The following is a 26,689-nucleotide window of genomic DNA, read 5'->3' on the forward strand; positions in this document are numbered from 1 at the left end:
TGGCGGCGATGCCGTGGATCGGGCCATCGCTGGTCCTGATCGCGGCCATCGTCGCCTTCCCCGCCTGCTACATGGTGTGGACCAGCACCAGGAACCTCAGTGCCTACGGCCAGGACCGCGGTAGCGCCGGGCTGGGCAACTACCGGACGCTGTTCGGGATCTCCGAGCTGGGCTCGGTCCTGGTGCACACCGTGATCTGGGTGGTCGGCGTCGTGCTGATCACGCTGCTGCTCTCCGCGGCGCTGGCTCAGTTCCTGAACAAGGATTTCCCCGGCCGCACCGCGGTGCGGATGGCGATCCTGATCCCGTGGGCGGCGTCGGTCGTGATGACCACGACGATCTTCTACTACATGCTCGACCCGGACGTCGGCATCGCCAACCGGTTCCTGGTCGACATCGGCGTGCTGGACCGGGGGTACGGCTTCACCAAACAGCCGACGCCGGCATTCCTCGTGGCGATCTGCGTCGCGGTGTTCGTGTCCATACCGTTCACGACGTACACGATTCTGGCCGGGTTGCAGGCGATTCCGGCCGAAGTCGATGAGGCCGGCCGGGTCGACGGTGCGAGCGCGTGGCAACGCTACCGCCATCTGACCCTGCCGCAGCTGCGGCCGGCGATCGCGGTGGCGACCATCATCAACATCATCAACGCGTTCAACTCGCTGCCGATCCTGCAGGTCATCACCGGAAGTATCGCGGGGTTCTCCGCGGACACCACGACGACGCTGACTTTCAAGCTGATTCGGCAGAATCAGCAGATCGACACGGCCGCCGCGATGAGTGTGCTGAACTTCGCGCTGATCGTGGTCATCATCGCGATCTACGTGAAGGTGGTTCGGCCGACCAAGGAGGTGGACTGATGACCACGCCGGCCGATGTGGCGCGGATCGAGCAGGACATCGGGGCGGCGGAGCCGGTGGTCACCCCCGCGCGGACCAGGCGGCGTCGCTGGGAACTGACCGCGGTCGGCATCGTGATCGCCGCGATGTTCTTGCTGCCGTTCGTGGTGATGGTGCTCGGCTCGCTGAAGAGCAGAGCCGAGATTCTGCGTATCCCGCCGACCTACCTGCCCCGGGAGTGGCATCTCGACAACTACGCCACGATGTGGGGCACCCCGGAGACGCCACTGCCGTTCAATTTGGTCAGTACGGTCGTCATCTCGGCCTGCGCCACCGCGCTCGTGTTGATCGTCGCGATTCCGGCCGGGTATTACACCGCACGCCATCGCTTTCCGGGGCGTGCGGTCTTTCTCGGTCTGGTGCTGGTGACCCAGATGCTGCAGCCGACCGTTTTGGTCACCGGGCTGATCCGGCAGTTCTTCACGCTGGGCATCAACGACACCTGGCTGGCGATGATCCTGGTGAACGCGGCATTCAACCTGTCGTTCGCGGTGTGGATCCTGCACAGCTTCTTCGCCGCCGTCCCGGTGGAGATCGAGGAGGCCGCGTTGCTCGATGGGTTGAACCGGTGGCAAACGCTGGTCCGGGTGAGTCTGCCGCTGGTCTGGCCCGGCATCGTCACCGCGACCATCTTCGTGGTGGTCGCGTGCTGGAACGAGTTCGCCGCCAGCCTGGTCGTGTTGACGACGCCGGCGAACCAGCCGCTGTCGGTGGCGCTGACCAAGTTCGTCGGTCAGTACGACACGGCGTGGCAGTACGTGTTCGCTATTTCCACCGTCGGCATTATTCCGGTGGTGGTGTTGTTCGCGCTCATCGAGAAACGGTTGGTAGCGGGACTGACCGCCGGAAGCGTCAAGTAACACGAACGCGGCGCGGCAAACGGCCCGCACTGCGGAGTATTCCGCGTTTCCCCGACGCGCTCGCAAGCCCGGCTCGGTATCGCCGTAGGCGAATCTCTACGGTCGGTACCGTGGCTGTGGTCATATTGTTCGCGTGCTTGGAGAAACATCAGGTCGTCCGCACGGACCGGAGGGTGTGAGATGACCGGGTCGACGGATCGACCGCAACGATGGAACCGGCTGCTGGAATTGCTCGCCGAATCCGGGCGGCTCTCGGTAGAGGACGCCGCCGAGCGGCTCGGTGTGTCCGCCGCGACGGTGCGCCGCGATTTCACCGCCCTGGCCGAACAGCAGCTGGCGACCAGGACGCACGGTGGCGTCGTGGCGACCACGGTCGCCTACGACCTGCCCGCTCGCTACCGTCAGACCAGCGGTGAGGCCAAACATCGGATCGCGGAACACGCTGCGTCCCTTGTCGATCCGCGGGCGGTGGTGGCGATGAACGGCGGAACCACCACCACGGCGGTGGCCAGGGCGCTGGCCGGTCGCACCGATCTCGGGATGTCCGGCGACGACCAGTTGACCATCGTCACCAACGCGCTCAATATCGCCGGTGAGATGGTGCTGCGACCGCACATGCGCACGATCGTCCTCGGCGGTGTCGCGCGGCGGGAGTCCTACGAACTGCACGGGCCACTGGCTGAGCGCGCGCTGGCCCAACTGCGGCTCGACGAACTCATCCTCGGCGTGAACGCGATCTCCGCCGAGGGCGGTGCGCAGTGCAGGCACATCGATGAGGCCGGGGTGACCACCGAAATGGTGCGGCGTTCGCGGCACGTGATGGTGGTAGCCACCGCCGACAAGTTGGAGCGCACGGCGTTGGCTCGGATCTGCGGCATCGAACAGGTGCAGATCCTGGTCACCGACACCGACGCCGATCCAGCGGCGGTGGCCGCGATCCGTGCGGCCGGGGTGCGCGTCGACGTGGTGTAGCAGCTCGAGCCCGCAACGCCACGGCGACTATTCCGCAACCGTCGCCAGCGGCCGCTGCGGCGCGGGGCTCGGCCGTATAGAGCGCGCCCAGACCAGGAACCCCCAGGCGACGAAGCCGGCGTAGACCAGATAGAGGATGGCCGACGGGTAGTACCCGGCGCGCACAAGCAGCGGAATACCGACGATGTCGACCGCGATCCAGAGCAACCAGAACTCCGCGAGCCCGCGCGCCATGCCATAGGTGGCCAGGACCGACCCGGTGAAGATCCAGGCTTCGGCCCACGGGCCATAGGAGTCGAGTCGCTCGAAGAGGAGGGCGAAGACCGCGGTGCCGGCGAGCATAGCGGCAACGAGGGCGAGACGTTCGCCGGCGCCGGCCCACCGCGGATCGACGCCGCGATGCTCGAGCCCGCTCGCCGTGGTCGCGTGCCGGTACCAGCTCCACCAGCCGTAGACGCTGACCGCGATGAACATCAACTGGCGCCCGGCCTGGCCCGCCATGTTCAGCTGCTGCGGCGTGTGGAATATCCCGCTGACGAACACCGTGAACAGCAAGGCGTTCCCCGCGATGCCGATCGGCCATGCCCACACCTTTCTGCGCATGCCGCCGATCGCGGAGGCCAGGCCGAATCCGTTGCCGATCACTTCGCGCCACAGTATCTGCGAGCCCGCGACGTGCAGTTCGGCGTCGAGCAGCGTACGGATCGGGTTCATCTGCTGTGCAACCAGCGGCGGGGCGGATCTCATCCGAATCGGCTCGCCCGGATTCGACATGCGGCCACGCCGCCGGGCGCGAAGCGTGACGATTGCGCAATCTGGCGCCGCGATTGGCAATATCGGCGCAACCGGGTTCTCGTAGGGTGACCGTCATGAGCACGGAAATCGGCACCACCGGGGGACCGGAATCCAGGTCAGCGGTTTGACCAAGTCCTTCCGGGTCGGGCGGAAAACGGTGCGGGCGCTGGACTCCGTGGATCTGCATACGTGGTGAACTCGGCACCTCCACCGCTGTCGCGACCGATCCACCCAGTCTGTTCGCAGCGTTCGATTGGTCCGCAGCGCTGGCGACGGACCTGGTTCCGCTGATCTCCGGACATTACAACTCGGCCTCGGGCAGCCTGGCCACCCTGACCGATCCCGACTCTGCCGCGCCTGCAGGACCTGGACGACGGTTCCGGCATCGAGAACATGCTGCTGACCGAGTACGGCTGCGGTTCCACTATCGGGTTCATGCAGACCACCGCGACCTGGGACGGGTTCTTGCTCGACACCCCGGATCCGCGAGCGCGGAAGTTCCTGCCCAGCGTCGGCATTCCGGTGGCACGAGTCTGCGTCATCGCCGCGCGGCTCATCGATGGGGCGGGCACCGATCATGGCGTGCAACTGTTCAGGGCGCGGCTGCGCGATGCCAACGGCGATCCATGTCCCGGCGTGACGATCACCCGGCTCGGCCGCCAGTCGCTGGTCATCATGGACAACGCGATCATCAGCTTCGACAACCTTCGAATGGAGCGCGGCGCCTGGCTGAGCGCCGGCCTGGCCACCATCGATGCCAACGGTGTGCTGAACTGGCGCGACGAGGACAGTCGACGGCGGGCATTCCCCTCGGTCACCAGCCAGCTGACCGTCGGCCGAATGGCGCTGTCGTCCTGCCTGAATGCCTCGGCCCGCGCCGCGCTCTGTATCTCCTTGCGCTACGCCGCCGGCAGGGTAGTACCGATGACAGCGGTAGACCGACCGCGAATGCTCGACATTCCGCACGTGCGAGACACCCTGCTCACCGATCTGGCAGACACTGTGGCCCGCACCGTCTACGGCAACGCGATCAAGACATTCCTTGCCGGCGCGGATCTCACCGACCCCGACACCGTCGTCACGGTGATGTTGGCCAAGTACTTCATTCAGTTGCATGCGTTGGACACGATCACTCACTGTCGAATAAAGATGGGTGCACAAGGCATGTTCAGCGCCAACCGGGTCGCCGACTACCTCGGCGTCTGTCATGCCGCCATCACCGGCGAGGGCGACTGCGATGTCCTCGTTCCGTCGCCGGCCGCATACTGGCCAAACAACTCCCGTCACCCGCCCCCAGAGCCCGTCCTGCACGACCCCGCCGACCCGCACGACCGCGTGTTCACCGCCCGTGTTCTGACGATCGCGCAAGAGGCACAACCGCACCTGTCCACTCCCGCGCTCGCGGAGAGGTTGGCAGTCATTCCGGACGTGCTCGACGTCGCCGAGGCCCATTGCGCCGAGTACGCCTTGGACTTGCTCGAAAGCAATCCGAACACGTCGAGATCGCCGCCGTGCGTGACGTTTTCGCCCTGCGCTATCTCGATCGGCATGCCGCGTGGTGCCTCGCCCACGGTCTACTCGACGCCTCCGCTGTCACCGCTACGAAGCAGCAGCTCCACCACGCAATCAACAACCTCGCCGACAACCTCCCCGCACGGATGGCGGCTTTCGACCTCGACGACGCGGTCCTGGGCGCACCAGTGTTGTCTGACGGTCTACCGCCGCGTGGGACTCCCACTACCGCGAGGCACGCTGGTAAACCACCGGATAACCGTACCCGGATCGGCCGACAGGTCTCGGCCGATCCGGGCAGGCGATAGCGTCGGAATCAGATCCCAAGCCCTACGGCGGCTTTCGACGTCACCGGAATTTCCCCGCTGTACGGGTCCTGGGGTCGTGGGGGTTGTGCGGCGCGCGCGGCGAGCAGCTCGGCCGCGATCGCGACCGCGAACTCGGGCGCGGTCCGCGCGCCGAGGTCGACACCCACCGGTGCATGCAGGCGGGCGAGTGTCTCGTCGCTGAACCCGCCCGCCCGCAGGTCTTCTACTCGCCGGGCGTGCGCTTGGCGGGATCCCATCGCGCCGAGATAACCGAGTTCGGGTAGCCGCAGCGCGACGGTGAGCAGTGGAATCTCGAACATGGGGTCGTGTGCGAGCAGCACGATGCTCGTGCTGCGGTCGATTTCCCCGGCAGCGGACAGCGTGTTGAGGTACCGGTGCGGCCAGTCGACGACGACCTCAGCGCCCGGAAAAGATTCCGGCGTAGCGAAATTGGGGCGCGAGTCACAGATCGTGACGCGGTAGCCGAGTAGGTTGGCCTGCACGGTGAGCGCGGCGGCGAACGAATTGGCGCCGAAGATGATCAGCCGAGGTGGCGGAGCGTAGGAGGCGACGAACATATCCGCATCCGGAAGTGCGATCAGCTCGGTGGCGTGCTTCTTGTCGGTGATCAGATGCTGTCCGATCAGATCGGGATCGGAATTCCACACCACCGTGAAGACGGTGACCCTGCGGTGGGCGGCGATCTCGGCTGCGACATCAGGAAATTCGGGGAAGTGCACCCGGGAGAACGGCTCGGTGAAGACGTCCATCATGCCCTCGCCGTTCGGGCCCGTCTCCATGCCGGTCGCCGCACCGTAGCGGTGCAGCGCGCGCCGGCCGGTGCGTGCGGCTTGCAGCGCGGCTTCGTAGGCGATCTCCTCCAGCCCGCCCGCCGTGACCGCACCGTACACGCCGCCCATCGGATCTACCAGCATGGCCGAACCTACCGGCAGCGGCGCGGAGCCCACCGTGCGCACCACGGTGGCCAGCCCGCCGGTCCGGCCCGAATGCCACACCCGCAGCAGGTCGTCGATGATGTCCCGCATCAGCCAGCTCCGATCACCGTGCGGTCCTGGCCGGGAAATCACGATCGACGCCCGTCGCCAAATCGTCGCACGTGACGCACACCATATCGCCCTTACCGGTCAAATAGGTGCGCGCTCCGAAATCTTCTACGGCGGCGGCGTATACCGCCTTCCAATGCTGGTGCGCGAGCACAACGGGGTGGCCCGGCCGGTCGTGAAACACAGCTCGTGCGAGACCGCTCGGCGCCGCGAACGCGGCGGTGGTCACCCGGGTGACCACGTCGGCGCCGACATCGGGTGTGTCCACCGGCATGATCGCGACATAGCGCGCCGGAGTGCGCGCCGCGGCGATGAGACCGGCCCGCAGCGAGGCGCCGAGTCCGGTGGCCCAGTCCGCCGCCCACACGTGCTCGGCATCAGGCGGGAGATCGACGATCTCGGGCGTCGGGCCGGTCGCGCCGAGCACCACGATCACCGGATCGCAGCCTCCGCCCCGCAATGCCCGCACGGCGGCCCGCAGCCAGGCGCCGCCTTCGGCGAGGACCTTGGGTCGCCCGTAGCGTGTGCCGGCGCCCGCGGCGAGCACGATTCCCGCGCACGCTGGGGAGATGTCCGGGCGATCAGGGGGCGACATGGGTATGAAGGTAGTACCGCGCGGTCTGCTCCGCACGGGGTAAAACCGTAAATCTGGTGCTCAGCGGGCTGCGCGGCTGCCCGCCCACAGGCGACACGCCGAAGGCGATCTCATGCGTTCGGGCAGCGGTAGGGCAGGTCGTGTTCGATGCTGGTCCGATGGCAGACCAGGAACCGGGCCTCGCGGCGTTCGACGCGATGCCCGAGGACGTGGCGTATAAGGTGCTGCTCGCCTGTTGCTCCTCGCCGGGTGTGGCGCGTTCGCTGGTCGCGGGCCGCCCGTACCCGAGCATCCGGGTGTTCTTCGATGCCGCGGACGCCGCGGTGGCACGGCTGCCCGAGTCCGAGATAGATCTGGCCCTGGCCGGACACCCCCGGATCGGGGAGCGGGCGGATTCGCTGGATTCGGCGCGTGAGCAGGCCGAGGTGACGACTGCCACGGACGACGTGCGGACGGCGCTGGCCAAGGGCAACCACGCCTACGAGGAACGGTTCGGGCATATCTACCTTGTGTGTGCGACCGGCAAGTCGGCCGAGGAGCTGCTCGCACTGCTCACAGACCGGCTGCGCAACACCCCGGAGGTCGAAAGACGCGTCGTTCGTGCCGAACTGGCGAAGATCAACCGGATCAGGCTGGGTGGTCTGCTGGCGGGCCAGCCATGAGCACGCTGAGCACCCATGTGCTGGACGCGGTGTCCGGTGTGCCCGCTGTCGGCGTCACGGTGACGTTGTATCGGCCAGCGCAGCAGCTCGATTCGGGCGTGACCGACGCGGATGGCAGGATCGGTCAGTTCGGTGCGGCGCTTGCGCCGGGGACCTATCGCCTGGTGTTCGATACCGGCGCGTATTTCGCGCGGCGCGACATCGAAACCTTCTACCCCGAGGTCGCCATCGCGTTCGTCGTTACCGGCGAGCGGCATTACCACGTCCCTTTGTTGCTGTCGCCTTTCGCTTTTTCCACTTACCGAGGAAGCTGAGCCGAGCATGGAACTGACCGGACCGATCGTGCTGTCGGAATACCGATACGGCAAGTCCGAGAACCGGATTGTCCGGATCTATCGGGAGACCGCACGGCATGAGATTCGCGACGTGAATGTCTCCACCATGCTGCGCGGTGATTTCGCCGACGCCTATGTCTTGGGCGATCAGGCGAAGGTACTGCCCACCGATACGCAGAAGCAGACCGCGTACGCCTACGCGAAGCGACCGGGACTGCGAACGATCGAGGACTACGCGCTCGCGCTGGCCGATCATTTCGTCACCGATATCGAGCCGGTGACCAGTGCGCGCGTCGAGGTCGACGAATACGTCTGGCAGCGGGTGTCGGTGGGGGGCGCCGAGCACGACCACACCTGGGTACGGCAGGGTCCTGAGGTGCGCACGGCGGCGGTCACCGTGGCAGGCAAGGGCGCCGACCGCGCGGCGTGGGTCGTCGGCGGGGTGAAGCTGCTGACCATCCTGAAGTCGACCGATTCGGAGTTCGCCGACTTCCTGACCGACGAATTCACCGTGCTCACCCCGACGCATGATCGGGTGCTGGCCGCCTCGCTGGTCGCGCAGTGGCGTTTCGCCGCCGCCGACCGCGTCGCCTGGGACGAGGTCTACGCCGGGGTGCGGGCGCAGTTGGTGCGGACGTTCGCGACGCACCACTCGAAGGCGCTGCAGCAGACATTGTTCGAGATGGGCAAGGCCGCGCTGACGGCGTATCCGGTACTGGCCGAGATCCGCCTGGCGGCGTCGAACAACCACCACTTCGATTACGACCTGGCCCGATTCGGCATCGAGAACCGCGGTGAGGTCTACCACGCGGACGACCGTCCCTACGGCTTGATCCATGCCACCGTCGCGCGAGCCGACGCACCGGAAGCGGGTCTCGCATGGACCCGGTGACCGTGATCGAGGGGTGTGCGATCGCGACGGTCGACGCGCAGCGCACTGAATACCGGCACGGTCATGTCGTTGTGCGCGGCAACCGGATCGAGGAGGTCGGTGCGGGAGACGCGCCGGCGCCCGACCCGAGCGCGCGCCGCATCGACGGCCGCGGCTGCCTGCTGACCCCCGGTCTGGTCAACACCCACCACCACCTCTACCAGTGGATCACCCGTGGCCTCGCGGTGGACAGCACGCTGTTCGAGTGGCTGCGCACGCTCTACCCGATCTGGGCCGGCATCGACGAGGACGCGGTTCGGATCGCGGCGACCGGCGCACTCGCTGTGCTCGCGCGCACCGGATGTACCACCACGACCGACCATCACTATGTTTTCCCCCGCGCGGGTGGTGACATGCTCGGCGCCGAGATCGCGGCCGCGCGAGAGGTGGGTCTGCGCTTCGATCCGTGCCGCGGCTCGATGGATCTCGGTGTGAGCACGGGCGGGCTGCCGCCCGATCGCGTGGTGGAGAATCTGGACGACATTCTCGCGTCGAGCGCGGAAGCCATAGCCCGCTGGCATGATCCGTCGTTCGGCTCGATGCTGCGGATCGCCCTTGCCCCGTGCTCGCCGTTCTCGGTCACGCCGGAGTTGCTCCGCGAGTCGGCGGCGCTGGCGCGCGAGTCAGGTGTGCGTTTGCACACCCACCTGGCCGAGGCCATCGACGAACAGAACTACTGCGAGCAGGTTTACGGCTGCACGCCCGCGCAATATATGGAGCGACTCGGCTGGCTCGGCTCCGATGTCTGGTTCGCGCACGCAGTCCATCTCGACGACGCGGCCATCGCCGCCCTGGCGAGAACCGGTACCGGCGTGGCGCATTGCCCGACCTCGAACGCGCGCCTCGGTGCCGGTGTCGCCCGCACCGCCGATCTGGTGCGGGCCGGCGTGTCGGTGGGCCTCGGCGTGGACGGCGCGGCGAGCAACGAATCCGGCTCCATGATCGAGGAGCCGCGCAACGCCCTGCTGTACGCCCGGGCCACGGGCGGTCCCCATGCGATGACCGCGCGCACCGCGCTGGAACTGGCGACCATCGGTGGCGCGCGCGTCCTCGGGCGCGACCGCGAGATCGGCTCCATCGAGGTAGGCAAACTGGCGGATCTCGCCTTATGGCGCCTGGATACGGACGCGCACGCCGGGATCGAGGACCCGGTGACCGCGCTCGTCCTCGGCTCCGCCCCGCCGCTGGCCGAGCTGATCGTGGACGGGCGTGCGGTAGTGCGCGATGGTGTGGTGTGCACGGTCGCGATGGATGCGGTCGCCGTGCAGGTGGCGCGGGCGCAGGCCCTCTTGATCGCGAAAGCCGGATGATCTGTCCGGTGAACTGGAACCCGCAGGCCATCTGTACGAATTCTGTCGTGTGAGCTGCGGTGATCGGGAAGGACCAGCCCTACCGGATGGCCGGCCACTCACCCCGAACGCCAGTCGTCCACACGGCGCCGGATGCTCGCGACCATTGGCAACCCGTCGAACTTGTCCGGAGGGACCACGCCACCTCACGCGACTCGTCGGACACCGAACAGATTGCTCGTGCTCGGGAGGCTTGTCGGACGGCGTCCGGTGCGTCGGTGGCGTCGATCGGTCCGGCTGCGGCAGTGAGTGCTTTCCTCAACGGATGTCAACTTTCGACGCAGTGACAGGCGACTTCGCCTCCGGCTGTGACATAGGCGGGTGGCCAGCCGGCAGCGGGGCATCCTCGGATTGCGCGGATGTAGTCGCCCAGAGGTGGGCGTTCGCCCATCGCGCGGAGGTAGGTCGGACTCGCATGATCAGCAGCGTCCACCAATCGCTGACGTGCTCGAGGGCTCCTGCGGCCGAGTAGCCCATTCCCTGAAAGCTCCCGGCTGATCGCCGACCGGGCAAACCCCAGATGCTGCCGACAACCGTCGAGAGTCGTCGCCGGTAGTCATATGGTGGCTGACCGGTGCCACATCGCCCGCCACATGAATACGTTGACAAAGGCGGTGATTGTCAGTTCGTTCAGTCGTCGAAACGTCGTGATGCGGGTCGACCGGATACGGTTGGCTACTGAGCTATGGTCGAGTCGCCCCCAGGATGGCGCGTCTCGCGGCCTGCCGTATAGAAATCTGGTACATGGCCGGATGGAAGACGGCATGACCATTTCCCGCACCGCGAAAACCTCGTCCCCATGTGTCGGGGATCGCGGGTGCTGCCGGGCTTTCATGCCAGGTCAGGATATGCGCGGGATACTGGGACGGGGATCGGCTCGGTTTCTCGGGGTATTCGGGTCGGTGCGGGTGTGTGTGGCGCGTCGGAGGAGATGCCGACTGGCGCGACCGGTTCGAATGGGCGCGGTCGCGGTGTTCGCAGTGTGACGAGGTAACGGCCGCGACATCTGCGGCCGGTGTCGCGCAACATTGCGGCAATCGACTGGCTCTACCGTGGCGGGAGTGGCGGGAAGAGGGTGAGACGTGGATCTGGACACGATCCGGGAGGTGGTGGTGGCGCGCGAACGAGCGGATCTGCGCATGCTCGGCGCGTCGACGGCGGTTCTGGCCGGTGGGACCTTTCTGTTTTCCGAGCCGCAGGATCAGCTCGAACGGCTGGTGGACATTACGACCATGGGGTGGCCGCCGTTCGAAGTCGTCGCGGACGGCCTGGAGATCGCCGCGACCTGCACCTTGGCCGAGTTCGCCGGGGCGGCACCCGGACGTGAGCTGGGGATGCCCGTACTACGCGAGGGCTGGCCGGGGACCGCGCTGTTCGCGCCGTCCTGCCGGGCACTGCTCGCCTCACACAAGATCTGGCGCAGCGCCACGGTGGGCGGGAACGTGTGTCTCGCACTGCCCGCTGGCGCGGTCCTCGGCGCACTGACCGCGCTGGACGGTGTCGCGCTCATCTGGGCGGCTGATGGTTCCGATCGACGTATTCCGCTGCGGGACCTCGTCCTCGGACCGGGACACACTGTACTGCGGCCTGGCGAGGTACTGCGTTCGATACGGGTGCCGCGGTCGAGTCTGCTGGCGCGAACCAGCTTTCGGAAGATCGCGCTCGCTCCGCTCGGACGGTCCGGCGCCGTCGTGCTGGGTCGGCGCGATCCGGATGGTCGATGTGCGGTCACCCTCACCGCCGCCACGGTCCGACCCATCGTCCTGGATTTCGCTGCTGCGCCGGATGACACCGAGATCGCCGGGGCGGTCGGCGCGCTCGACCCGACGCTGTGGTTCGACGACCCGCACGGATCGCCGGAGTGGCGGCGGCACGTCGCCGGGCTGCTCGCCCGCGCGGTCGCCGCGGAACTGCGGGTGCGGGAATCATGATGCGGGTCGAGGTGGACGGCAGATCGGTCGCGATCGACGCGCGGCCGGGGCAATGCCTGCGGTCGGCGTTACGCGACAGCGGCCATCCGGCCGTGAAAAAGGGATGCGATGCGGGCGATTGCGGCGCGTGCTCGGTCCTGATCGATGGCGTGCCGGCGCACTCCTGTGTGGTTCCCGCCTATCGCGCCGCGGACCGTGTGGTCACCACCGCGTCCGGGCTCGGGACGACCGAGAACCCACACCCGGTGCAGCAACGGTTTCTGGACAACGCCGGATTCCAATGCGGTTTCTGCACCGCGGGCATGGTCGTGACGGCCGCGGGCCTCGGCGCCGGGGCCGAAGGGCAGGTCGGGGCGTCCGAGGCGGAACGTGCCGAGTTGATGAAGGGAAACCTCTGCCGCTGCACGGGCTATCGCGCGATCGCGGCGGCACTGGGAGCGCCGCCCGACGACGCCCGCGCCGCCGATGCTTCTCCGCGCCCGCCCGGGGTGGCGGGGCGGATCGGAAGCGGAGTGAGCGCTCCGGCAGGGCCGCGGATCGTCACCGGAACCGAACCGTTCACCTTCGACATACCGTCCCCCGCAGCGAACGACTATCCGCAGCCGGGCGCCTCGGCCGTCGCGCCCCCAACCGTCCCGCTGCACCTCGCGGTATTGCCGAGTCCGCACCCGCACGCGTACATCCGGTCGATCGATACCACGGCCGCCGAGGCGCTTCCCGGAGTGCGCGTCGTGCTCACCTACGCCGACGCGCCGCCGGTCGCGTTCTCGACCGCGCGGCACGAGCAGCGGACCGACGACCCCGACGACACCTTTGTGCTCGATCGCACGATGCGATTCGTCGGGCAGCGGGTGGCGGCGGTGGTGGCCGAGAGCGTGGGGGTCGCCCGGGCCGCGTGCGCATTGCTGCGAGTCGACTACGAGATCTTGCCCGCCGTCTTCGATCCGGAGCAGGCGCTGCGCACGGGAGCGCCGAAACTGCATGGGGACAAACCCGATTCGTCCAGGATCGCGGACGCCGACCGGAATCTGGTCGCCGAGCTGCACGGTGAGGTCGGCGACTTGGCAGCGGGTCTGGCCGCCGCGGCGCAGGTGGTGCGTGGTGTCTGGCACTCGCCGCGCGCGCAGCACGTGCACCTGGAGGCACACGGCGGGATCGGCTGGCTGGACTCGGATGGTCGGCTCGTCATCCGGTGCAGCACGCAGGTTCCCTTCCTGGTGCGCGACGAGCTGTGCCATGTGTTCGGGCTGCCCCAGGCCCGAGTGCGGGTATTCGCCGCGCGGGTGGGCGGCGGGTTCGGTGCCAAACAGGAGATGTTGGCCGAGGATCTGATCGCGTTGGCCGTCCTGCGTACCGGCGAGCCGGTGCGCTACGAGTTCACCCGCTCCGAGGAGTTCACCACCGCCACCTGCCGTCATCCGATGCGGGTTGCGGTGACGGCGGGCGCTGACCGCACCGGCGTGCTCACCGCGCTCGCTGTCGATGTGCTCGCCGATACCGGGGCATACGGCAACCACGGCGCGGGGGTGATGTTTCACAGTGTCGGCGAGTCGGTGCAGATCTACCGCTGCGCCAACAAGCGGGTGGACGCACAGTCGGTGTACACCAACAATGTTCCCTCCGGCGCGTTCCGCGGTTACGGCCTCGGCCAGGTGATCTTCGGGGTGGAGTCGGCGCTGGACGAACTGGCCCATGCGCTCGGCATCGACCCGTTCGAGTTCCGGCGTCGCAACGTGGTGGTGCCAGGAGACCCGTTCGTCGGCGCCGAGGTGGACAAGGACGATCTGGTGTTCGGCAGCTACGGTCTGGGCCAGTGCATCGACCTCGCCGAGCGAGCGCTGCTGCGAGGCAACGGCCTTCAATCTCCTGGCCGGCAATGGCGGGTCGGCACGGGCATGGCCGTGGCGATGATCGCCACTATTCCGCCACGCGGACACCGATCGCAGGCGATCGCGCGGCTGCTGCCGGACGGGCGCTGCGAGGTCCGGGTCGGCACCGCGGAATTCGGCAACGGCACCACGACAGTGCACGCCCAGCTCGCCGCCGCCGCGCTGAACACCGATGTGTCCCGCATCGTGATCCGGCAGTCCGACACCGACCTGGTCGGCCATGACACCGGTGCGTTCGGCTCCACCGGCATCGTGGTCGCGGGCAAAGCCACCTACGCGGCGGCGCGCGAGCTACACGGGCTGATGCTGGCCAGGGCGGCGAAGCTGGCGGGGGTTCCCGAGCAGGACTGCGTGGTCGAGTCCGGCGGCGTTCGCTGCGGTGACCGGATGCTCGGAGCGGACGACCTGCTGGCCGACGGCGAACTGACCGCACACTGTGAGCATGCGGGCAGCCCCAGGTCGGTGAGCTTCAACGTGCACGCCGCCCGAGTGGCTGTGCACCCCGACACCGGTTCGATCCGCATTCTCCAGTCGATCCAGGCCGCGGACGCGGGCACGGTGCTGAACGCGGTGCAGTGCCGAGGGCAGGTGGAGGGCGGTGTCGCGCAAGCCGTCGGCACGGCGTTGTACGAGGACATGCGCAGCGATGCGGGGGTGGTGACCACGCGCACCCTGCGGCACTATCACGTCCCGCAGTTCGCCGATGTACCGCGCACCGAGGTGTACTTCGCCGACACAACTGACGAACTCGGGCCGCTCGGCGCCAAGTCGATGAGCGAATCACCGTACAACCCGGTCGCGCCCGCACTGGCCAACGCGATCCGGGACGCGGTGGGGGTGCGCCTCACTCGAGTGCCGATGACGGCGGATCGGGTCTGGCGTGCGATACAGGAGGAGGGCCGGCGATGACCAAGGTGGCTGCGGAGGTTCGCATCGGGATAGACGCGATACTCGACGCGGTCGATGCGCAACTGCGGCATAGCTATCCGGGATCGACCGGCACGAAGCAGCCGATCCATACCGTCTATGTCCCCGCTGATCGCGTGACCGAGGCGACGCCGCGGGAATGGGGCGCGGCTGCGGTGGAACTGCTCGACCGCCACCGTGACCTGCTGGCAACCCTCGATGGCACCGGGTCGCTGCCCGACGTTCGCGAACGGCTGGCACAGAATCCGGTCCAGGACCTGCGCATCGACTTCGAGGACGGCTATGGCTTCCGTGCCGACGCCGAGGAGGACCGGGCGGCCGTGGCGGCGGGCGGCGTGCTCGCGGCGTGGGCGCGGCAGCCCGGCGGCCCGGCCGGTGGTATTCGGATGAAGGGCCTGACGGGCGGCGAGCGAAACCGTGCCCTGCGTACGTTGGAACTGGTGCTCGACAGCGCGGGCGGAGTTCCGGACGGCTTCCGCTTCACGGTGCCGAAAATTCGTGCCGCGCGGCAGGTTACGGCGTTGACACAACTCTGCGCGGGACTGGAGCGCGGCTACGGCATCGCGGAGGGCGCCCTGCGGTTCGAACTACAGATCGAGAGCCCGCAGGCGATTATCGCGGCGGACGGCCGGGCACCGGTGGCCGAGATGATCGCAATGACCGACGGCCGATGCAGCGCACTGCATTTCGGCACCTACGACTACACCGCCGCCTGTGGTGTCGCCGCACCGCACCAGGCACTCGACCACCCGGCCGCCGACTACGCCAAGGCGGTCATGCAGGTAGCGGCCGCGCAGACGGGGGTGTGGGTGTGCGACGGATCCACCCAGATCGTGCCGGACGCCGAACCGGAAGCCGCGCTGCGCAACCATCACCGTCTGGTCGTACGCTCGTTGCGGCACGGTTACTACCAAGGTTGGGATATGCATCCCGGCCATCTGGTCACCCGATGGCTGGCCACCTACGACTTCTTCCGCGCGGCGATCGACGTGGCAGTGCCGCGCCTGCTGGCCTACCTGAACCGGCGCGGCGGCAGCGTCCTGGATGAGCCTGCCACCGCGGAGGCGCTGGCCGCCACGGTATTGCGTGGAATCGACTGCGGCGCACGGATCGACGCGGGCGCACCAGAGCTGACCGAGGCCGTCCTGCGCGCTTTGGCCGCCCGCGCGGCGATTCCGCCGCAGAGACGATGAACGGCCACCTGGACGAATGGGTTGCCGCATGAATACTGAGGAGTGGTCGGGCACCATTGCGCAGCGCGTGATCGGTCCGACCGGGTGCGGGTGTCCCGCATGAGTACAGGAGGTGCGATGCGCGGTCCCATCGAGGACGAGAAGTTCACGTTGCTGCCCGATCTGGCGGTTCGTCCGCTCGGCGGCGCGGTGATCTGGGCCGATGACGAATTCTTCGCGGAGAAGGAGAACTTGATCAACCCTGGCCCCGCCGACTACCGGCCGTCCACTTTCGGGCACAAGGGTCAGATCTACGACGGCTGGGAGACCCGCAGGCACCGCGGGCAGCCCGGCGACGACTCCGCCATCGTGCGGCTCGGCGTGCCCGGTGTGATCCGCGGGATCGTGGTCGATACCGCCTGGTTCACGGGCAACTACCCGCCCGCTGTCTCGGTCTCCGCCCTGGAAGTCGAGGGCTATCCGCCTGCGGAAACCCTTGCCGTGCGTGATGACTGGGTCACTCTCGTCGACCGTGCTCCGATCGCGGGCGACAGTCGTAACCTGTTCGCCGTCGAGAGCGAGAATCGCTGGACACACGTGAAACTCACCATGCATCCAGACGGGGGAGTGGCCAGACTGCGGGTGCACGGCGAGGGCCGGCCGGATCAGCGGCTGCTCGGCCTGGGCCCGTTGGACCTGGCCGCGGTGGAGAACGGAGCGCTGGTGCTGGACTGCTCCAATCGCTTCTACAGTTCCCCCAATCAGTTGCTCTACCCTGGGCTGGCCAGAAGCATGGGTGACGGTTGGGAGACCGCGCGCCGCAGGGACGACGGCAACGACTGGGTGCGCGTCCGGCTGGCCGGGCCCGGAGTGATCCGGCTCGCCGAGCTCGACACCTCCCACTTTCTCGGCAACAGCCCGGGCGCCGCCCGGCTCACCGGCCGTACCGAGGACGGCACCGAGTGGGAGTTGTTGCCGCGCACCGCGCTGCTGCCCGATACCAGGCACCGCTTTCCGGTCGTGCCGACGGCGGTGCCGGTGCGGGAGGTCCGCCTGGACATCTATCCCGACGGCGGGCTTGCTCGGCTGCGACTGTACGGGGAGTCGAGCGGATGAGCGATCGGGATTTCGTCGGATACGGCCCCACGCCACCCGATCCGGAATGGCCGGATGACGCGCGCATCGCGGTCCAGTTCGTGCTGAATTACGAAGAGGGCGGCGAGAACAACGTCCTCGACGGGGATGAACACTCCGAGACGTTCCTTTCGGAAATGACGCCGGCGGAGGCGTTTCCGAACCGCCACATGAGCATGGAGTCGCTCTACGAGTACGGCTCCCGTGCCGGACTGTGGCGGGTGTTGCGGGTCTTCGAGCGCCGCGGGTTGCCGCTGACCGTCTTCGCCGTCGCCACTGCGATGCAGCGCAACCCGGAAGCGGTGGCCGCGTTTCGTGAACTCGGCCATGAGATCGCCTGCCACGGCTTGCGCTGGAAGTCCTATCAGCTCGTCGACCGCGAGACCGAACGGGCGCATATGGCCGAGGCGGTGCGCATCCTGACCGAATTGACCGGTGCCGCGCCACGCGGCTGGTATACCGGCCGCGACTCGCCGCACACGCGTGAGCTGGTGGTGGAGCACGGCGGGTTCGTCTACGACTCCGATTCCTACGCCGACGACCTGCCGTACTGGACGCGAGTGCGCGACCTCGACCACCTGGTGGTGCCCTACACCCTGGACACCAACGACATGCGTTTCGCCTCGCCTGCCGGATTTCCCACTGGCGAGCAATTCTTCACGCACCTGCGTGACGCGTTCGACGTGCTGTATCGGGAAGGCGCGGAAGGCAATCCGAAGATGCTGTCGATCGGTCTGCATGGCAGGTTGGTGGGTCGTCCCGCCCGTACTGCCGCGCTGGAACGGTTGCTCGACCACGTGCAGTCGCACGACCAGGTCTGGGTAGCGCGGCGCATCGACATCGCCGAACACTGGCGCTCGGTACATCCGGCGGGCGTCTGATCCTGGACCGGCGCGCCGGGCCGATGCGTCCCTCAGTGCTCGCCGTGTGGAGTCGGATTGGCGCGATCGGCGACCCGCGGCGCACGTGGGCGCAGATGACGAGCCAGCGTGTCGAGCGCATCGAGCACCTCGCGTACGGCCGCCGGGTCGCTCGCCAGCGCAGCCGCCACCGCGGTATCGATCGGTGTCGCCCGCACCTCGGCCACCCGTGGCGACACGTGATCGGCCGGGTGAACCAGGGAACGCCGCCGGTCGCGGGGGTCGACGGCCGTGATGATCGAGCCCGCCGCTTTGAGTCGGGCCACCGCTGTGGACACCGCGCTCTGCGGGAGTCCGGTACGCGCGGCGATCTCACCCACCGTGCTGCCCGGGTGCTCGAGGATGTCGCTCGACACGACGAGCACCGGCCGATGCCCGCCGCCGATCCCCTCGGTCGGCAGCGCCTCCTCGCCGATTTTCATGAGTGTTCGGCCCAAGAGGAACAGTTCGACTCCGTCCATGTCGCTCAAGATACATCAGTTAAGATGTATCACTCTTGATATATTAATTTTGATGGATTAGCGTGGTCGACATGAACACGATGTACTCCGAGTACTCCGAGTACTCCGACACTCTCGAAGCCCCTGGCGCCGACCTGTACTACGAAGTCCACGGCAGCGGTCCGCTGCTGCTGATCGGGCAGAGCGGAGAGGGCGACGCGCGGCGCAGTGCGGGTCTGGTCGGGCAGCTGGCTCGGGACTTCACCGTCGTCACCTACGACCGGCGCGGCCTCTCCCGCAGCATCGTGCGCGAGACCGGGCGAACCGCGTCGCTCGCCAGGCACGCCGATGATGTGCGCCGCCTGCTCGCCACGCTGACCGACGAGCCGGTCCGGATGCTCGGGTGCAGCATGGGTGCGGCCATCGGCTTACACCTGGCCGTCCGGCATCCCGGGCTGCTGCACACCCTCATCGCGCACGAGCCCGCCGCGCCGTGGCTGCTCGCCGCCGCCGACCGCGCCCACCATCTCGGCGAACTCGAACACTGTCAGCAGGTGTTCGCCGAGCGCGGCTGGCGCGCTGCGCTCGCACCGATGGTGCGCACACTCGGCATTGATCCGGAGGCTCAGGAACGGGAGCCCGGCGTGACAGCGCCCGCGCTCGGCCCGGAGCGCGCGGCGAACTTCGAGTACTTCCTCGAGAATGACTTCACCGCGGTCCGGGACGATCACCTCGACGTCGCTCGCCTGCGGCGGTCCCCGGTGCGCATCGTCCCCGCCTGCGGGCGCACCACCGCCACGCATGTTTTCGACTACAAGTGCGCCCGGGAACTGGGGGCGCTGCGCGGTGTGCCGGTGGTGGAATTCCCCGGTGGGCACAACGGGAATCTGACCCACCCGGTCGGGTATGCCGCGAAGATGCGCGAGATCCTCGACGCCGATCCGGGGGACTCTGTGCGGTAGCGCGAAATGTCCGGTGTCATCCTCGGCGGCGGGTCGCGTGGCGCGGGACACGCGCAGCCCTTCTGGGCTTGTGAATGCGCTCACACAAGGCAATTGCCGGGTGCGTCGCAGGTGGGCCGCGCGTCGGCCGGAAACAGTACGAGCGTTACGCTAAAACCGCATGTCAGAGCTACTGGCCGGTAGCATTCGTACATGCAATTCAACAGCAAATTTCGCAGTGTTAGCAAACGGCTGTGTAAAGCTAGCTGAGATTCACATTAGCAACAGGTAGACGGCTATTTCTCGGTGTGCAATCGTGTGGAAGTACGCACGATGGGTCTAGCAAGCCTGCAAATTGCCGCTCCAGCAGTTCGAGTTGTTTCCTGCTCGACCGTGGGGCCATCGATCACACGAGGAAGTGGAGTCAGAGATGTCGACCACCGGCACCCCTAAGACCGCTGCGGAAATCCAGCAGGATTGGGACACCAACCCCCGCTGGAAGGGCGTCACGCGCAACTACACCGCGGAGCAGGTGTCGAAGCTCCAGGGCACCGTCGTAGAGGAGGCCACCCTTGCCCGCCGCGGCGCGGAGGTCCTGTGGGACCTCGTCAACAACGAGGACTACATCAACTCCCTCGGCGCACTCACCGGCAACATGGCCGTCCAGCAGGTCCGTGCTGGGCTGAAAGCCATCTACCTGTCGGGATGGCAGGTCGCCGGTGACGCGAACCTGTCCGGCCACACCTACCCGGACCAGAGCCTCTACCCGGCCAACTCGGTGCCCGCCGTAGTCCGTCGCATCAACAACGCGCTGCTGCGCGCCGACGAAATCGCCAAGGTCGAAGGCGACACCTCGGTGTCCAACTGGCTCGCCCCGATCGTCGCCGACGCCGAAGCAGGCTTCGGTGGCGCGCTGAACGCCTACGAACTACAGAAGGCCATGATCCAGGCCGGCGCCGCGGGCGTGCACTGGGAAGACCAGCTCGCGTCCGAGAAGAAATGCGGTCACCTGGGCGGCAAGGTGCTGATCCCGACCCAGCAGCACATCCGCACGCTGACCTCCGCGCGGCTGGCCGCCGACGTCGCCGACGTCCCCTCGGTGATCATCGCCCGCACCGACGCCGAGGCCGCCACCCTGATCACCTCCGACGTGGACGAGCGGGACAAGCCGTTCCTGGACGGCACCCGCACCTCCGAGGGCTTCTACGGCGTGCGAAACGGCATCGATCCGTGCATCGCTCGTGCCAAGGCCTACGCTCCGTTCGCCGACCTGATCTGGATGGAGACCGGCACCCCGGACCTCGAGCTGGCCAAGAAGTTCTCCGAGTCGGTGCGCAACGAGTTCCCCGACCAACTGCTGGCCTACAACTGCTCGCCGTCCTTCAACTGGAAGGCACACTTGGACGACGCCACCATCGCGAAGTTCCAGAAGGAACTCGGCGCGATGGGCTTCAAGTTCCAGTTCATCACCCTGGCCGGATTCCACTCGCTCAACTACGGCATGTACGACCTGGCCTACGGCTACGCCCGCGAAGGCATGACCGCCTACGTCGACCTGCAAGAGCGCGAATTCGCCGCCGAAGCGCGTGGCTACACCGCCACCAAGCACCAGCGTGAAGTCGGCGCCGGCTACTTCGACCTGATCGCGACCACTGTCGACCCGAACACCTCGACGGCAGCGCTGAAGGGCTCCACCGAAGAGGGGCAGTTCCATTAGGCAGTGTCATCGGCAGCGCCCGCGGCGCTGCGTGTTCGCGGCCCCGGCCCGTCTCGCGGCCGAGCGTCCGCTGCTTGCGCCTGCGGCGCGTGCGCCACGGACACTCGGACGCGAGACGGGCCGCGAACGGCGCTCGAAAGCCTCGCGCGTTGTGGTTGGGTCAGCGTTCTCGGCTGGTGGTTTCGGTGCTTGTGTGGATGGGCGACTGGGACGTGCGGCGGGCCGTGAACGGCGCTCGGCGGGCTCGCGCGAGTTGGTGACAACGCACCGATAGTTCGACTAGTTCGACGCACCTGGAACTCGCTGAGGGAAAGAGGTTCCCGACGTGAATACCGACAATCCTCTACTTCGGTAGGGGTGAACCGCCCTCCCCGCTGAACAGTCACGGCGGGGAGGGCATCCCTATACCTTGGACCATCGAAGGCTTTGCTCGGACCCGAGCGACACCTTCGCCACAAGCCACCCGACAGCCAGACAAAACCAGCAGGAGCGGGACGTGAGCAGCGAAAAGATCCAACGCGTCGGTGTTATCGGCGCCGGCCAAATGGGCGCCGGAATCGCGGAGGTATGTGCCAGGGCGCACGTCGACGTGCTGGTATACGAGCAGACCAGAGAGCTGGCTGCCGCGGGGCGCGCCCGCATCCTCCGGTCACTGGACCGCGGCGTGAGCAGCGGCAAGATCACCGAGCGCGAGCGTGAACAGGCGGCCTGGCGCCTGCGTTTCACCTCCGAGATGGGAGACTTCGCCGATCGCCAATTGGTGGTTGAAGCGGTACTCGAAGACGAGAAGGTGAAGACCAGCATCTTCGCCGAACTGGACAAGGTCGTCACCGATCCGACGGCGGTGCTGGCTTCCAACACCTCGTCCATCCCGATCATGAAGATCGCGGTCGCCACGGCGAACCCCGAGCGCGTGGTCGGCATGCACTTCTTCAACCCCGTCCCGGTGCTGCCCCTGGTCGAGTTGGTGACCACGCTCAAGACCAGCGAGTCGGTCTCCGCGCGAGCCGAGGCATTCGCGAGCGAGGTACTCGGTAAACAGGTCGTGCGCTCGGCCGACCGCTCCGGTTTCGTGGTCAACGCATTGCTGGTGCCGTACCTGCTGTCGGCCATCCGTATGGTCGAGTCCGGCTTCGCCACCAAAGACGATGTCGACAAGGCAATGGTGCTCGGCTGTGCCCACCCGATGGGCCCGCTCGCGCTCACCGACCTGGTCGGGCTCGACACCGTGAAGTCGATCGCCGACTCGATGTACTCGGAGTTCAAAGAGCCCCTCTACTCGGCGCCCCCGCTACTCATGCGCATGGTCGAAGCAGGACTTCTCGGCAAGAAAACAGGCGCCGGTTTCTACCAATACAACCGATAGACGTTCGTCGACCGCGAGGTGGTCGGTGAAACCCTGGAGTGACCGTCCGACTCGCACCCTCTTGCAGTGCGAGGTGCGAGTCCTACGAGCGCCGTTCGCGGCCCGTCTCGCGTCCGAGTTCCGTTGCGCAAGCGCCGAAGGCGCGAGCAGCGGACACTCGGACGCGAGATTCCCCAGGGCCGCGAACACGCAGCGCCGCAGGCGCTGCAATCAAATACAGGAAGGGAGTGTTCCCGCACATGGTCGATGTCACTGACGGTTTCGGGTCGAGCGTGCTCGGCTATCCGAGGATTGGGCCGCATCGGGAGCTCAAGCGGGCGTTGGAAGCCTATTGGCATGGGGGGATCGGACGCGACGAGTTGTTGTCGGTCGGTCGCGAGATCCAGGAGCAGCAGTTCAGCGAGCTGGCTGCCACCGGTCTGACCCAGGTTCCCGGCAACACCTTCTCGTTCTACGACCACGTGCTGGACAACGCGTTGCTGTTCGGCGCCGTCCCCAAGAGGTTCGAGCCCTATCGGGACGGGCTGGATCCGTTGGACTTCTACTTCCTGATGGCGCGCGGCCGACCCGATCTGCCACCGCTGGAGCTGGTCCGGTTCTTCGGCACCAACTACCACTATCGCCAACCGGAACTGGCTGCCGATACCGAGTTCTCGCTGCACCCCGAGGCTCTGCTCGATGAATTCGACCGTGCGAAGGCGCGCGATATCGAGCTGCGGCCGGTGGTCATCGGCCCGTTGTCGCTGCTGCTGCTGTCGAAGGCCGGGCACCTTCCTGGTGAGCCGGCCGATTTCGAGACGCTGAGTCTGCTCGACCGGCTGCTCCCGGTCTACGAGGAGCTGTTCGAGATTCTCGCCAAGCGTGGCGCCACCTGTGTGCAGTTGGACGAGCCCGCGTTCACCAGCGAGCGCACGCCCGCCGAATTGGCCGCCTTTGATGTGGCCTATCACCGGCTTTCGAAGGCGCCGCTGCGTCCACGCATGCTGGTCACCGGCCAGTACGGCGATTTCGGCGAGGCGTTGACCATCCTCGCGGGCACCGGCGTCGAGGCGATCGGTCTCGACCTGGCCAGCCACCGGATCCGGCCGGAAGATTTGGCCGAGGTGCCTGGCATCCGTCGCAAACGTCTGTACGCGGGCGTGATCAGCGGCCGCAACGTATGGCGCGCCGACCGCTACGTGACGCTGGAATACCTCACCGACCTCGCTCGAGTGTGCCCCGATCTGGTCGTCTCAACCGGTACGACACTGCTGCACGTGCCCTATGACCTGTTGGTCGAATACGATATCGACGGCCATGTCGCCGATCGGCTCGCCTTCGCGAAACAAAAAGTCGGCGAGGTGGTTTCGCTCGCGAAGGCGCTTACCGAGGGCGCTTCGGACAAGTGGCGTAAGCGTCCGACCGAGGTGCACTTCAAGCAGAAGCACGCGGTGCGGCAACGGGTCTACGCGATCACGCCGGACATGCGATCGCGCGAGCCGTACGAGGTGCGCAGGTTGGCGCAGCAACGCACGCTGAATCTGCCGCCGGTGCCGGCGACCACGCTCGGGTCCTTCCCGCAGACCACTCGAATTCGCCAGGCGCGCCACGATCTCGGTGAGGGCCGGTTGTCCTATCAGGATTACCGCAAGCGGATCGAGGCGGAGATCGAGGCGACCATCCGGCTGCAGGAGGACATCGGCCTCGACGTACTCGTGCACGGCGAGCATGAGCGCAACGACATGATCCAGTACTTCGCCGAGCTGCTCGACGGCTTCGCGACCACTCACTTCGGCTGGGTGCAGGTGTACGGATCCCGTTGCGTGCGACCGCCGATCCTCTACGGTGACGTGTCGCGGCCCGCGCCGATGTCGGTGGAGTGGATCAGCTATGCGCAGTCGTTGACCAGTAAGCCGGTCAAAGGCATGGTGACCGGGCCGGTCACGATGATCGCGCGGTCCTTCGTCCGCCAGGACCAGCCGTTGCACGAGACCGCCGACCAGGTGGCGCTGGCGATCCGTGACGAGGTGGTGGACCTGGAGAAGGCGGGCATCGCGATCATCCAGGTCGATGAGCCGGCGATCCGTGAGATGCTGCCGCTGCGACCGGAGGGCCGAGCGGAATACCTGCGCTGGGCGGTCGCCGCGTTCCGCCTCGCCACCTCCGGTGTGCAGGCGGGGACTCAGATCCATACGCACATCGGCTACTCCGGCCGCGCCGAGGTGGTCGAGGCGATCGAGGAGCTCGATGCCGACGTCACGGCGATCGTGGCGACCCGCTCTATCGACTGGGTGCTGCGGGCGCTGCGGGATGACTGCCACTCGGGACACGGACTCAGCCACGGCGTCGGCCCCGGTGTGTACGAGAGCCGTTCCGCGCGCATCCCGGACATCGATGAAATCGACGCATCGCTCACCGCCGCGGCGGAAGCGGTGACGCCGGAGCGGTTGTGGGCCAATCCGGACGGTGGTCTGAAGACGCGTCACTACTGGCAGTTGGAGCCCTCACTGCGGAATCTGGTCGCCGCGGCGCGGCGGATCCGCAGGCGGTTCGAGGCGACCGCTGAGGTGGTGCAGTGATCACTCGCTGACCGGCAGGGAAGCGAGCATGGCGAGCACCTCGGTCGCGGCGTTGGCGACAGCGGCGAGTTCGGCCGAGGCCAGTGCGGCCGCGGTGGCGGTTCGGAAGTCCGCGAACAGTGCGACGCAGGCCGCGGCCGCCGCCTGGTCGGCGGGCGTGAGACCGGCGGAGGATTGCCATACGGCGGTGGCGATCAACTCGTGTAGCCAGTTCAACAACTCGAGTCGCAACGGCTGTGGTTCGGGCGTCCAGCGGACGGCGCTGGTGTACGTCACATCGGTGCGCTCGTGCAAGAGGGCGCCGAGCACGATTACGGCGGCGGGGGCGGTGCAGGAGTAGATCGAATCCTGATGCAGGACAGCGGAATACAGAAATTTCATGCTGCGCGACTGATCTTCGGTCGCGGTGCTGATCAGGTCGGCGAGCAACTCCGGAGCGTCGGTCGCACGACCGTGGGCATGGTCGAGTCGGGCCCAGTCGGTCTCGCGCAGCACGGTCGCGGCGCGTTCATGGAAGATCGGCGCGATCGCGGCCGCCGCCCGTGCTCGGACTTCGGCATCGGTCGAATCCAGTGCCCGCCGGAAGGCGACCAGCGCCGCCGCGGTGTCGCCCAGGGTGCCGCTGAGCACGCCGACGTCGAAACTGGCCCGCGCGGCGACCGAGTCGTCGCCCGAATCGACCAGGTAGCGACTGATGTCCCTGGCTCCGGCCAGATCCCCGGCCTCGCTCAGATGCTGGACGAGGTCGCCCGCAAGGACGATCGCCTGATCGTGCGGCCAGCTATCGATGGCGGCGCGGTAGGCGCGGTGTACGCCGGCCAGATCGTCGCCCGCGCGCAGCAGATAGGCCAGATTGGACAGGGCCAGGCGGGCGATCTCGCCGGGGCCGAAGGCGATCGCATGTTCGTAGGCTGCCAGCGCGGCGTCGGAACTCGCGTGCTCGGCCAGCGAATAGCCCAGATTGATCCAGGCACGTGGCGCCGCGTCGGGATGCCCGGAATCGGCGGCGAGCTGGTACATCGCCTCGGCTCCCGCGGTATCGCCGCGTTCGGCGAGCAGCACGCCGAGGTTGTAGGCGGCGCGCGGCGCCGCGTCGGTGTGGCCGGACGCGACAGCCGAGCGGTAGGCCGCCTCGGCCCCCGATACGTCCTCGGTCGCGCTCAGCAGACTACCCAACTCCGCGGCGGCCAGCGGCGCCCACTCCGGATGCCCGGACGCGACAGCGGCCTGGAATGCCTCGCGCGCGGCCGCCACATCGTTGCGTCTGCGGTGCATCTGGCCGAGGTCGAAGGCGAGGTCCGGCGGCCGCTCCAGCATTGTCCCCATCCCCAGCCTCGGCACCGATCGGTGCGAATCGTCTTCGAAGAATTTCTACTCGGATGGCGAGCCTGTGGCCACCCGTGGTGACATGC

The 26,689-nt window shown here is 67.4% G+C and carries 21 protein-coding genes; 16 read left to right on the plus strand and 5 right to left on the minus strand.

Annotation, left to right across the window (positions count from 1 at the left end; translation table 11 throughout):
* Positions 1-8: 8 nt before the first annotated feature.
* The 3 genes from AB0B25_RS12510 to AB0B25_RS12520 all read left to right on the plus strand — a co-directional run bounded on the left by AB0B25_RS12510 (position 9) and on the right by AB0B25_RS12520 (position 2,731).
* Complete coding sequence (locus tag AB0B25_RS12510) at positions 9-860, plus strand: sugar ABC transporter permease (protein ID WP_357177538.1); 852 nt, start codon at positions 9-11, stop codon at positions 858-860.
* A complete protein-coding gene (locus AB0B25_RS12515) occupies positions 860-1,759 on the plus strand; it encodes a carbohydrate ABC transporter permease (protein WP_357177540.1) in 900 nt (299 codons plus the stop codon). Before AB0B25_RS12510 ends, AB0B25_RS12515 begins: the two co-directional genes overlap by 1 nt.
* Before the next feature lie 180 nt (positions 1,760-1,939).
* Positions 1,940-2,731: a DeoR/GlpR family DNA-binding transcription regulator gene (locus AB0B25_RS12520; protein WP_357177542.1), complete on the plus strand. Its 792-nt coding sequence runs from the start codon at positions 1,940-1,942 to the stop codon at positions 2,729-2,731.
* Positions 2,732-2,758: 27 nt separating this feature from the next.
* Here the strand turns inward: AB0B25_RS12520 and pnuC are convergent, their stop codons facing one another.
* From pnuC to AB0B25_RS12535, 3 genes are all read right to left on the minus strand, one after another.
* Positions 2,759-3,445 (minus strand): nicotinamide riboside transporter PnuC, encoded by a 687-nt coding sequence (gene pnuC / locus AB0B25_RS12525; protein WP_357177544.1) that lies wholly within the window; start codon positions 3,443-3,445, stop codon positions 2,759-2,761.
* Positions 3,446-5,354: 1,909 nt separating this feature from the next.
* Positions 5,355-6,392, minus strand: a complete 1,038-nt coding sequence (locus AB0B25_RS12530) for an XdhC family protein (protein ID WP_357177546.1) — start codon at positions 6,390-6,392, stop codon at positions 5,355-5,357.
* Positions 6,393-6,405: 13 nt separating this feature from the next.
* Positions 6,406-7,005, minus strand: a complete 600-nt coding sequence (locus AB0B25_RS12535; RefSeq protein ID WP_357177548.1) for a nucleotidyltransferase family protein — start codon at positions 7,003-7,005, stop codon at positions 6,406-6,408.
* A 158-nt stretch (positions 7,006-7,163) separates the two neighbouring features.
* On the opposite strand from AB0B25_RS12535, the gene uraD reads away from it, so the two are divergent.
* The 9 genes from uraD to puuE all read left to right on the plus strand — a co-directional run bounded on the left by uraD (position 7,164) and on the right by puuE (position 18,216).
* On the plus strand, positions 7,164-7,667 hold the full coding sequence (gene uraD, locus AB0B25_RS12540; RefSeq protein ID WP_357177550.1) for a 2-oxo-4-hydroxy-4-carboxy-5-ureidoimidazoline decarboxylase: 504 nt from the start codon (positions 7,164-7,166) through the stop codon (positions 7,665-7,667).
* Entirely contained in the window at positions 7,664-7,981 is a 318-nt protein-coding gene (uraH, locus tag AB0B25_RS12545; RefSeq protein WP_357177552.1) for a hydroxyisourate hydrolase, read from the plus strand. The genes uraD and uraH overlap by 4 nt, the downstream gene beginning before the upstream one ends.
* A 7-nt stretch (positions 7,982-7,988) precedes the next feature.
* Entirely contained in the window at positions 7,989-8,894 is a 906-nt protein-coding gene (gene pucL, locus AB0B25_RS12550; RefSeq protein ID WP_357177554.1) for a factor-independent urate hydroxylase, read from the plus strand.
* The gene (locus AB0B25_RS12555) at positions 8,882-10,243 is read left to right on the plus strand and encodes an 8-oxoguanine deaminase (protein ID WP_357177556.1); all 1,362 of its coding nucleotides are present in this window, start codon (positions 8,882-8,884) and stop codon (positions 10,241-10,243) included. Before pucL ends, AB0B25_RS12555 begins: the two co-directional genes overlap by 13 nt.
* Positions 10,244-11,364: 1,121 nt before the next feature.
* Complete coding sequence (locus tag AB0B25_RS12560) at positions 11,365-12,213, plus strand: FAD binding domain-containing protein (RefSeq protein WP_357177558.1); 849 nt, start codon at positions 11,365-11,367, stop codon at positions 12,211-12,213.
* Positions 12,213-15,011 carry a molybdopterin cofactor-binding domain-containing protein gene (locus AB0B25_RS12565; protein ID WP_357177756.1) on the plus strand — a complete coding sequence of 933 codons (2,799 nt, stop codon included), beginning with the start codon at positions 12,213-12,215 and terminating at the stop codon, positions 15,009-15,011. Before AB0B25_RS12560 ends, AB0B25_RS12565 begins: the two co-directional genes overlap by 1 nt.
* Positions 15,008-16,222: an aldolase/citrate lyase family protein gene (locus tag AB0B25_RS12570; RefSeq protein WP_357177560.1), complete on the plus strand. Its 1,215-nt coding sequence runs from the start codon at positions 15,008-15,010 to the stop codon at positions 16,220-16,222. The genes AB0B25_RS12565 and AB0B25_RS12570 overlap by 4 nt, the downstream gene beginning before the upstream one ends.
* Before the next feature lie 99 nt (positions 16,223-16,321).
* Complete coding sequence (gene alc, locus AB0B25_RS12575) at positions 16,322-17,317, plus strand: allantoicase (RefSeq protein ID WP_357177562.1); 996 nt, start codon at positions 16,322-16,324, stop codon at positions 17,315-17,317.
* Positions 17,314-18,216 carry an allantoinase PuuE gene (gene puuE, locus AB0B25_RS12580; RefSeq protein WP_357177564.1) on the plus strand — a complete coding sequence of 301 codons (903 nt, stop codon included), beginning with the start codon at positions 17,314-17,316 and terminating at the stop codon, positions 18,214-18,216. The genes alc and puuE overlap by 4 nt, the downstream gene beginning before the upstream one ends.
* 32 nt (positions 18,217-18,248) lie before the next feature.
* On the opposite strand, the gene AB0B25_RS12585 is transcribed toward puuE, so the two are convergent.
* The gene (locus AB0B25_RS12585; protein ID WP_357177566.1) at positions 18,249-18,716 is read right to left on the minus strand and encodes a helix-turn-helix domain-containing protein; all 468 of its coding nucleotides are present in this window, start codon (positions 18,714-18,716) and stop codon (positions 18,249-18,251) included.
* A gap of 71 nt (positions 18,717-18,787) precedes the next feature.
* Between AB0B25_RS12585 and AB0B25_RS12590 the strand changes: the two genes are divergently transcribed.
* The 4 genes from AB0B25_RS12590 to metE all read left to right on the plus strand — a co-directional run bounded on the left by AB0B25_RS12590 (position 18,788) and on the right by metE (position 25,277).
* Positions 18,788-19,657: an alpha/beta hydrolase gene (locus AB0B25_RS12590; protein WP_357177568.1), complete on the plus strand. Its 870-nt coding sequence runs from the start codon at positions 18,788-18,790 to the stop codon at positions 19,655-19,657.
* A 409-nt stretch (positions 19,658-20,066) separates the two neighbouring features.
* Positions 20,067-21,353 (plus strand): isocitrate lyase, encoded by a 1,287-nt coding sequence (gene aceA / locus AB0B25_RS12595; protein ID WP_357177570.1) that lies wholly within the window; start codon positions 20,067-20,069, stop codon positions 21,351-21,353.
* A 496-nt stretch (positions 21,354-21,849) separates the two neighbouring features.
* Positions 21,850-22,719, plus strand: coding sequence for a 3-hydroxybutyryl-CoA dehydrogenase (locus tag AB0B25_RS12600; RefSeq protein ID WP_357177572.1), 870 nt, complete (start codon positions 21,850-21,852; stop codon positions 22,717-22,719).
* Positions 22,720-22,958: 239 nt separating this feature from the next.
* A complete protein-coding gene (metE, locus tag AB0B25_RS12605; RefSeq protein ID WP_357177574.1) occupies positions 22,959-25,277 on the plus strand; it encodes a 5-methyltetrahydropteroyltriglutamate--homocysteine S-methyltransferase in 2,319 nt (772 codons plus the stop codon).
* On the opposite strand, the gene AB0B25_RS12610 is transcribed toward metE, so the two are convergent.
* Positions 25,278-26,594, minus strand: a complete 1,317-nt coding sequence (locus tag AB0B25_RS12610; RefSeq protein ID WP_357177576.1) for a hypothetical protein — start codon at positions 26,592-26,594, stop codon at positions 25,278-25,280.
* Positions 26,595-26,689: the final 95 nt, after the last annotated feature.

It is taken from the genome of Nocardia sp. NPDC049190 (genome assembly GCF_040648115.1).
Taxonomy (GTDB): Bacteria; Actinomycetota; Actinomycetes; order Mycobacteriales; family Mycobacteriaceae; genus Nocardia.

Excerpts from the sequence above, each read along its gene's own strand:
- AB0B25_RS12510 (WP_357177538.1), top strand. The coding sequence starts at position 9 with ATGCCGTGGATCGGGCCATCGCTGGTCCTGATCGCGGCCATCGTCGCC.
- AB0B25_RS12515 (WP_357177540.1), top strand. The coding sequence starts at position 860 with ATGACCACGCCGGCCGATGTGGCGCGGATCGAGCAGGACATCGGGGCG.
- AB0B25_RS12520 (WP_357177542.1), top strand. The coding sequence starts at position 1,940 with ATGACCGGGTCGACGGATCGACCGCAACGATGGAACCGGCTGCTGGAA.
- pnuC (WP_357177544.1), bottom strand. The coding sequence starts at position 3,445 with ATGAACCCGATCCGTACGCTGCTCGACGCCGAACTGCACGTCGCGGGC.
- AB0B25_RS12530 (WP_357177546.1), bottom strand. The coding sequence starts at position 6,392 with ATGCGGGACATCATCGACGACCTGCTGCGGGTGTGGCATTCGGGCCGG.
- AB0B25_RS12535 (WP_357177548.1), bottom strand. The coding sequence starts at position 7,005 with ATGTCGCCCCCTGATCGCCCGGACATCTCCCCAGCGTGCGCGGGAATC.
- uraD (WP_357177550.1), top strand. The coding sequence starts at position 7,164 with ATGGCAGACCAGGAACCGGGCCTCGCGGCGTTCGACGCGATGCCCGAG.
- uraH (WP_357177552.1), top strand. The coding sequence starts at position 7,664 with ATGAGCACGCTGAGCACCCATGTGCTGGACGCGGTGTCCGGTGTGCCC.
- pucL (WP_357177554.1), top strand. The coding sequence starts at position 7,989 with ATGGAACTGACCGGACCGATCGTGCTGTCGGAATACCGATACGGCAAG.
- AB0B25_RS12555 (WP_357177556.1), top strand. The coding sequence starts at position 8,882 with ATGGACCCGGTGACCGTGATCGAGGGGTGTGCGATCGCGACGGTCGAC.
- AB0B25_RS12565 (WP_357177756.1), top strand. The coding sequence starts at position 12,213 with ATGCGGGTCGAGGTGGACGGCAGATCGGTCGCGATCGACGCGCGGCCG.
- AB0B25_RS12570 (WP_357177560.1), top strand. The coding sequence starts at position 15,008 with ATGACCAAGGTGGCTGCGGAGGTTCGCATCGGGATAGACGCGATACTC.
- alc (WP_357177562.1), top strand. The coding sequence starts at position 16,322 with ATGAGTACAGGAGGTGCGATGCGCGGTCCCATCGAGGACGAGAAGTTC.
- puuE (WP_357177564.1), top strand. The coding sequence starts at position 17,314 with ATGAGCGATCGGGATTTCGTCGGATACGGCCCCACGCCACCCGATCCG.
- AB0B25_RS12585 (WP_357177566.1), bottom strand. The coding sequence starts at position 18,716 with ATGGACGGAGTCGAACTGTTCCTCTTGGGCCGAACACTCATGAAAATC.
- AB0B25_RS12590 (WP_357177568.1), top strand. The coding sequence starts at position 18,788 with ATGAACACGATGTACTCCGAGTACTCCGAGTACTCCGACACTCTCGAA.
- aceA (WP_357177570.1), top strand. The coding sequence starts at position 20,067 with ATGTCGACCACCGGCACCCCTAAGACCGCTGCGGAAATCCAGCAGGAT.
- metE (WP_357177574.1), top strand. The coding sequence starts at position 22,959 with ATGGTCGATGTCACTGACGGTTTCGGGTCGAGCGTGCTCGGCTATCCG.
- AB0B25_RS12610 (WP_357177576.1), bottom strand. The coding sequence starts at position 26,594 with ATGCTGGAGCGGCCGCCGGACCTCGCCTTCGACCTCGGCCAGATGCAC.